Origin of the sequence: Frischella sp. Ac48 (genome assembly GCF_019641635.1) — a bacterium.
Classification (GTDB): domain Bacteria; phylum Pseudomonadota; class Gammaproteobacteria; order Enterobacterales; family Orbaceae; genus Frischella; species Frischella japonica.
Map to the genome: position 1 here is coordinate 1 of NZ_JAETXP010000036.1, position 889 is coordinate 889.

General features: G+C 38.5%; 1 protein-coding gene. It reads left to right on the forward strand.

Translation table 11 applies throughout. The features are described 5' to 3' along the window. Positions 1 to 174: 174 nt before the first annotated feature. On the forward strand, positions 175 to 889 hold a 715-nt coding region (locus JMI89_RS11775), incomplete at its 3' end, for a hypothetical protein (RefSeq protein WP_220680181.1).

Sequence of the window (889 nt, forward strand, 5' to 3'; positions counted from 1 at the left end):
AAACATAAAGCTTGAATGCCCATCAAAGATAAACTACGCTTTCGATTAATGGATTTAGATAACTATATTTAAACTAAAAATTATTAACAACTCTGTTTAGCACTAACACTTAGTCTTTCGATTTATGTTTTGCTAATTAAGGTATGAAAGGAATATCGAATAACAACACGATGTATGAAATGTTATCAATTAATTACTCAACAAGCATGGCAACAATTACAACAACCCGTCGCCGAAACTCCATTCGCTAATCAGGATTTTATTGACTTACCTAAAACACGGTTACAGGCATCAGGTTTTGAAAAAGTCCGTTTTCATTACACCGCAGCGCAGGATGAAGTCATTGAACATTGCATTAAATACCCTGAACAATGTCAACAGCTCTACGCTACCCTGCAAAAATTAGGGTTATATTATGGCAATAATCATTACGGACATGATAATGCCAAAGTCACCCAAGCCTTGAAACAAGCACTGACGACCGGTCAGGCACTATTAATTGAAAAACCACTCACGCTTGATTGTGGCTTATTACCACCGCAAACCCATTTTTCAACCCCACCCAGCAATAAAATCCCACGCAAATTAACCCCGGCAGAAATCCGGGAACGGGAATGGTTTTTCTTTGATGAGGATAACTGGATAGAGTTTAGTATCGAAAACCTACCCAATCATTCTTTTACCTTATTTAATAACAGTAACCAAAAACCGATTTATCACGGTCAACTCGATAGTCGTGGGCATGTTTATGTCAAGCTTGAGCCCGATGTCAAATACGTCGATATCGTCTTTGACCAACAAACAACCCACCGCGCTTGGTATCAAGATGTTCCCTTACAGATATTGGGCGGATTACGTGATGCGGGGCAAAGTACATTAAATTTATTAT